6 protein-coding genes are annotated in these 6240 nt (G+C 72.1%); 3 read left to right on the top strand and 3 right to left on the bottom strand.

Annotation, left to right across the window (positions count from 1 at the left end; genetic code table 11):
• The 3 genes from efeB to GT042_RS28520 form a co-directional block, all read left to right on the top strand.
• Positions 1 to 1149 (top strand): iron uptake transporter deferrochelatase/peroxidase subunit (efeB, locus tag GT042_RS28530; RefSeq protein WP_161311588.1); only part of this gene is annotated, 1149 nt, incomplete at its 5' end.
• A gap of 25 nt (positions 1150 to 1174) precedes the next feature.
• Positions 1175 to 2146, top strand: a complete 972-nt coding sequence (gene efeU / locus GT042_RS28525) for an iron uptake transporter permease EfeU (protein ID WP_161311587.1) — start codon at positions 1175 to 1177, stop codon at positions 2144 to 2146.
• Entirely contained in the window at positions 2028 to 3026 is a 999-nt protein-coding gene (locus GT042_RS28520) for a hypothetical protein (protein WP_237531300.1), read from the top strand. The genes efeU and GT042_RS28520 overlap by 119 nt, the downstream gene beginning before the upstream one ends.
• Positions 3027 to 3048: 22 nt before the next feature.
• On the opposite strand, the gene GT042_RS28515 is transcribed toward GT042_RS28520, so the two are convergent.
• The 3 genes from GT042_RS28515 to GT042_RS28505 form a co-directional block, all read right to left on the bottom strand.
• Positions 3049 to 3795: a bifunctional DNA primase/polymerase gene (locus tag GT042_RS28515; RefSeq protein ID WP_161311585.1), complete on the bottom strand. Its 747-nt coding sequence runs from the start codon at positions 3793 to 3795 to the stop codon at positions 3049 to 3051.
• A gap of 215 nt (positions 3796 to 4010) precedes the next feature.
• The gene (locus tag GT042_RS28510; RefSeq protein ID WP_161311584.1) at positions 4011 to 4634 is read right to left on the bottom strand and encodes a TetR/AcrR family transcriptional regulator; all 624 of its coding nucleotides are present in this window, start codon (positions 4632 to 4634) and stop codon (positions 4011 to 4013) included.
• Between the two features lie 95 nt (positions 4635 to 4729).
• On the bottom strand, positions 4730 to 5761 hold the full coding sequence (locus GT042_RS28505; RefSeq protein ID WP_161311583.1) for a small ribosomal subunit Rsm22 family protein: 1032 nt from the start codon (positions 5759 to 5761) through the stop codon (positions 4730 to 4732).
• Positions 5762 to 6240 lie beyond the last annotated feature (479 nt).

The raw sequence follows: 6240 nt of genomic DNA, 5'->3' as shown, positions 1-6240 counted from the left end.
GTCGCGGCGGTGCGCGCCGGGGAATCGACCGAGCCCGCCGCGGAGAGCGGCGCGGCGGTCCCCTTCCACGGTACGCACCAGGCCGGCATCGCCACCGCCGTACAGGACCGGCTGCACTTCGCCTCGTTCGACGTGACGACGAAGGACCGGGCCGAGCTGGCCCAGCTCCTCAAGGACTGGACGCGGGCCGCCGAGCGGATGACCGCGGGCCAGGCGGTCGGCGACGGCGCGTACGGCGGGCTCGCCGAGGCGCCGCCGGACGACACGGGCGAGGCGCTGGGGCTCAAGCCGTCCCGGCTCTCCCTGACTGTCGGTTTCGGCCCCTCGCTCTTCGCCAAGGCCCGGTTCGGCCTGGAGGGCCGGCGGCCCGACGCGCTGGTGGACCTGCCCGCGTTCCCCGGCGACAACCTCGACCCGGCGCGCACCGGCGGCGATCTGTGCGTGCAGGCGTGCGCGGACGATCCACAGGTCGCCGTGCACGCCATCCGCAACCTCGCCCGCATCGGCTTCGGCAAGGTCGCGGTGCGCTGGTCCCAACTGGGCTTCGGCAAGACGTCGTCGACGACTCCGGGCGCCCAGACCCCCCGTAACCTCTTCGGGTTCAAGGACGGCACCAGCAACATCGACGGGACGGACACGGCCGCGCTCGACCGGCACGTGTGGGTGTCGGGGAAGGACGGGGCCGGCTGGCTGGCCGGCGGGTCCTACCTGGTCGCGCGCCGGATCTCGATGCGGATCGAGAGCTGGGACCGCACCTCCCTCCAGGAGCAGGAGGACATCTTCGGCCGGGACAAGGGCGAGGGCGCGGCAGTCGGCAAGGCGCACGAGCACGACAAGCCCAACCTCAAGGCGATGCTGCCGACGGCGCATGTGCGCCTCGCGCACCCGGACTCCCATCACGGGGTACGGATGCTGCGGCGCGGCTACTCCTTCACCGACGGTACGGACGGGCTCGGCCGGCTCGACGCGGGCCTGTTCTTCCTGGCCTACCAGCGGGACGTGCGGGACGCGTTCATCCCCGTACAGCAGTCCCTCGCGCGCTCCGACGCGCTCAACGAGTACATCCAGCACGTGGGTTCAGCGGTCTTCGCGATCCCGCCGGGCGTCCGGGACAAGGACGACTGGTGGGGCCGGACGCTGGTCTCCTGAGCAGAGAGAGCAGAAGGGACCCGCCGTGTTCGGCAATTACCTGATCGGTCTGCGAGAGGGCCTGGAGGCCAGTCTCGTCGTCTGCATCCTCGTCGCGTACCTGGTGAAGACGGGCCGGCGCGACGCGCTGCGGCCCATCTGGATCGGGATCTCGGTCGCGATCGTGCTGGCGCTCGCCTTCGGCTTCGGTCTCGAATACGGCTCGCAGGAGCTGACGTTCGAGGCACAGGAGACGCTGGGCGGTTCGCTGTCGATCGTCGCGGTGTGCCTGGTGACGTGGATGGTCTTCTGGATGCGGCGTACGGCCCGGCACCTCAAGGCGGACCTGGGGGCCAAGCTCGACGCGGCGCTGGCGATGGGCACGGGCGCGCTGGTCGCGACGGCGTTCCTCGCGGTGGGCCGCGAAGGCCTGGAGACGGCGCTGTTCGTCTGGGCGTCGGTGCGCGCGTCGCAGGACGGCACGTACGAGCCGCTGGCCGGCGTGCTGTTGGGGCTCGCCACCGCCGTGGTGCTGGGGTGGCTCTTCTACCGGGGCGCGCTCCGGATCAACCTGGCGAAGTTCTTCACCTGGACCGGCGGGATGCTGGTCGTCGTCGCGGCGGGAGTGCTCGCGTACGGGGTGCACGACCTCCAGGAGGCCGACCACATCGGCGGCCTGTCCGACAAGGCCTTCGACATCAGTTCCACGATCCCGCCGGACAGTTGGTACGGCACACTCCTCAAGGGCGTCTTCAACTTCCAGCCGGATCCCACCGTGGTCCAGCTGGTGGTGTGGCTGCTCTACCTGATCCCGACACTCGCGCTGTTCCTGGCCCCGGTATGGTTCGGACGGTCAGTTGGAGGCGGGGGCGGGGCCGAGGAGCAGAAGGCGACCGATGATGAGGCCGATGCGGGCAGTGGTGGGGCTGGCGGCGGTCACGTCGCTGTCACTGACAGCGAGCGGGTGCGTGACGGTGCACGGGGAGCTGGCGGTCGTACCGTCGGCGAAGCGGAGTGAGGCCGCGCGGGCGCTGAAGGTCTTCACCGACGCGTACAACGCCTCGGACCTGGCGTACGATCCGGCGCTGGACGCGGAGCAGGTCACGGGCGCGCTGGGCGCGATCAACCAGGCCGGGCTGAAGTCGCGGAGCGTCACGGACCCGGGCGGCAACCCCCGGCACGTACCGCTGGAGCTGACCGACGCGAAGTTCACGATCCCCAAGAAGGCGGGCTGGCCGCGGTTCTTCCTCGCGGACACCGACAGCAACCGGGACGTGGACGGCGGGCCGCAGGACAACAGCTGGCTGCTGGTGTTCGTGCGGAACGCCAAGGACCGTCCGTGGGAGGTCGCGTATCTGACGATCCTGGCCAAGGGCGCGGTGCCGGCCTTCAAGACCGACAAGGACGGCTGGGGCGAGGCGATATCGCCGGACGACTCGGACTTCGCGGTGGCGCCGAAGGCGCTGAGCGCCGAGTACACCTCGTACCTGCGGACCGGTGAGCCCGCGCACTTCGCGCCGGGGCCGCACACCACCGCGTGGCGGACGGACCGTCAGAAGCGGGCGCGGGTCCCGGGGTTCACCCAGCAGTACGTCGACCAGCCCCTGAACGGCGGGGACTTCGCCCCGGTCGGGCTGGCGACGGAGGACGGGGGCGCGTTCGTCTTCTTCGCCACGCGCTTCTTCGAGCGGCAGACGGCGGCGAAGGGGCTGCGGCCGCAGGTGAGCGCGGACGTGAAGGCGCTGATGACCGGCACGGTGACCAACACCGTGACGAAGGAGTGGATGTCGAACCAGGCGGTGGTCGTCCCACGCGCCGGGGCGGGCGCCGGGACGGCCTCCGGCCAGGTCGACGTCATAGGCCGTTTGCAGGGTGTGACCGGGGCCGTGGGCTCGTAATGCGGCCCGCCGGCGCGGTCGTTCAGCGGCCCAGGGGCCAGGCCACCGCGTGCGGGTCCAGTTCGCCGTTCTCGCCCGCGTAGCGCGCGCACGCGTCCGTCAGGGTCTCCAGCAGCGTCAGGGGATCGGGCAGCGGCAGCTCGGGGCCGCGGATCCAGCGCACCGCCAGGTCGCCGGGGAGCCGCGCGGGCGGTACGAGGACGTAACTGCCCCGGCAGTGCCAGCGCAGCCCCGGGTGTTCGTCCATCGTCTCGGGGTGGCAGTCCAGTTCGCAGGGCCACCACTCGTCCTCGTCGTCCGGGGTGCCCCGGGTGGCGGTGAAGAAGAGCATGCGGTCGCCGCCGGAATCGGCCACCGGGCCGACGTCCACGGACCGTTCCAGGAGCCGCTCCAGCGCCCGGCTGCCCGCCTCCAGCGGTACGTCGAGCACGTCGTGGATCATGCCGGTCGCGGTGATGAAGTTGGCCTGGGGCTGGTTGCGGGCCCACCGCTCGATCTGGGCGCGGTCGGTGGTGGACTGGGTCTGCCAGGCGAAGGAGATGGGGTGCCTGGCCGGGGTCGGACAGCCGATCCGCTCGCAGGAACAGCGGTAGCCGACGGGATGGGCCGCGGGCGAGACGGGCATCCCGGCGTCGGCCACGGCGAGCAGCAGTGCCTCCCGGTCGGCCGCCGCCCCGTCGAGCGCCTCGGCGCTCTTCTTGGCACGCCTGCGCAACCACTGGGGAATCCTGCTGTCCGTGCCGCGGTAGCGGCCGAAGTCGTCGCCCATCTATCCCCTCACACACCTCACGCCGGCCCCTGCGGCCTCTTCCATGGTCGCACCATCCTGCCTCCCGGGTGGCCGCACTTCCCAGCCGGGGGTCGGCCACGGGGGAGCCGCCGGGGGGTCGCCGGTCGTCCGCCGGGGGTCCGCCGGTCGTCCGTACGGTCGTCCGCGTCCTGCCCCCGCCGCCCCCGCCCCGGCCCGCCGGGCAGGCGCGCCGGTCAGCCGCGCGGGGCGAGACCGTACAGGGCGTAGTCGGCGACGGCGTCCGCGTAGGCGTGGGTGAGCGGGAGGGTACGGAGCAGCCAGCGGTGCGCGAGGGGGCCGGCGAGGAGTTCCAGGGCGATACGGAGGTCGAGGTCCTGCCGTACGTCACCGGCTTCCTGGCCGGCCCGCAGCCGCTTCACGTAGAGCTGGAGCTGGGGTTCGAGGAGCTTGCGGGCGAACTCGGCGCCCAGTTCGGCGTCGACGATCCCCTCGGCGGCGAGGGCGCGTGAGGGGAGGTCGAACGCGGGATCGTTCATCTCGTCGACCGTGGCGCGCAGCACCAGCTTGAGGTCCGCGGCCAGGTCACCGGTGTCGGGGATCTCGTACGTGCCCGCCCCGTCGGCGACGGCGCGGGCGGCCTGCTCGGTGAGATCGAGGAAGGCTTCGAGGAGGACGGCGCCCTTCGAGGGCCACCACCGGTAGATCGTCTGCTTGCCGACTCCGGCGCGGGCCGCGATGCCCTCGACGGTGGTCTTCGCGTAGCCGACCTCGGTGACCAGGGCGAGCGCGGCGTCGTAGATCGCCCGGCGCGACCGGTCGCTGCGGCGGGTGGAGTCGGGTGCCCTGCTGTCGGCCATGACGTGAATCTACCAACGGCAAGAGGCGAGACGTATCGTCTCACTCACCGCCAGGACACCGCTCACGGGAATCACCCGAACGAATCACGGCCGGTCTACTCGTCCTCCTGCTCGTCCGCGCCACCGGCCCCGGAGTCGGCCGGGGGCCACGCGTCGCCCCAGGCCGTGTCCCGGGCCGCGCGGTACAGCTCGCCGCGCCGCTTGGTGACCGTCTCGCCGCGCAGTCCGTCCGACGGGGTGCACAGCTCCAGCAGCACCTGCCCCTTGCGGATCTGCGGTTTGCGGATGACCCGGTTCCGCACAGGCCGCGGGTCGTGGCGAACCGCCGCGACGTAGCTGAACTTCTCGTCCTCGTACGGCAGCGAGCCCCCCTTCACCTGCCGGTGCAGGGAGGAACGGGCGACCCGGGCGGCGAAGTGGCACCAGTCCGTGCCCGGTTCGATCGGGCAGGCGCCGTCGTGCGGGCAGGGCGCGGCGACGCGCAGCCCCGCGCCGATGAGCTGACGCCGGGCCTCAATGATCCTCAAGTAACCGTCAGGGGTGCCGGGTTCCACGATCACCACGGCCTGGGCCGCCCGCGCGACGTCGGTGACGAGCGCGCCCCGGTCGCGCTCGGTCAGTTCGTTCAGGACGTACGAGACCGTGATCAGGTCGGTGTCGGGCAGGGCGAGCGGGGTGCCGATCCTGGCGCGCCGCCAGTCGACGGTACGCAGCGCGGGGAGGCCGGAGCGTTCGGCCAGCTCCCGGCCGAGCGCGAGGGCGGGCTCCGCCCAGTCCAGGACGGTGGTGGTACGGGGCTCCGCCCACGTCGCGTCGGCGGCCCAGACTGCGGCGCCGGTACCGCCCCCCACGTCCAGGTGGCTGCGGGGCGCCCATCCGGGCGCGGCCTCCGCGAGCGCGTCCAGCGCGGCCCGTACCGCCTCGAACGTCGCGGGCATCCGGTAGGCGGCGTAGGCGGCGACGTCCGACCGGTCGCGCAGCAGGGGGGTGCCGGTGGGGGTCTCCCCCCGGTAGTTCGCGATGAGGCGCTCGACGGCTTGCGCGGCGGTCTTGGGCGGCATGCCGTCCAGGAGGCCGGCGAGGGCGGTGCGTAGGGCGTCCGTGGTGGGGAGGGTGTCGGCGTTCACCGCCGAATCGTACGCACCTGTGCGTGGTGGCCGTTTCGCTTGGTCTTTGTCCTCATGCGCCGGACGGGCTTGGTTGTGGCCTCTGCCCGGTGCTCGGGCGCGGCTTACTGATGTCCTCAATCGCCGGACGGGCTTGGGTTTGCCGTGGTGACGGGGGCCGGGGCCTCCGGAGGTACGTATGTCCGGACTGCATGTTTTACGGCGCCTCAGGAACTCGTCCAGTTCACGGTAGCCATGCGCCACAAAACACGCTTTACGTCCGGCCACACGCACCTCCTCCGACCCCACCCCCCTCACGCCGCCGGGGAAGGTGAACGAGCCCCCGCCTCGGGGTGGGCCAGTCTCCGCCGGTGGGCGGTGCCGCTCACTGATGTCCTCAATCGCCGGACAGGCTTGATTTTGACCTCTGCCCGTCGCCGAGTGCGGGTCAAAGACGTCCTCAAACGCCGGACGGGCTGGAATTGCCCCCGCGCGGTGCG

Source organism: Streptomyces sp. SID3212 (assembly GCF_009865405.1).
Taxonomy (GTDB): Bacteria; Actinomycetota; Actinomycetes; order Streptomycetales; family Streptomycetaceae; genus Streptomyces.
The sequence above is the reverse complement of the archived record's forward strand: the minus strand, read 5'-3'. Positions and strand labels throughout refer to the sequence as shown.

Coding starts and splice junctions, on each gene's coding strand:
- GT042_RS28520 (WP_237531300.1), top strand. CDS start 2,028: ATGAGGCCGATGCGGGCAGTGGTGGGGCTGGCGGCGGTCACGTCGCTG.
- GT042_RS28515 (WP_161311585.1), bottom strand. CDS start 3,795: ATGGGCGACGACTTCGGCCGCTACCGCGGCACGGACAGCAGGATTCCC.
- GT042_RS28510 (WP_161311584.1), bottom strand. CDS start 4,634: ATGGCCGACAGCAGGGCACCCGACTCCACCCGCCGCAGCGACCGGTCG.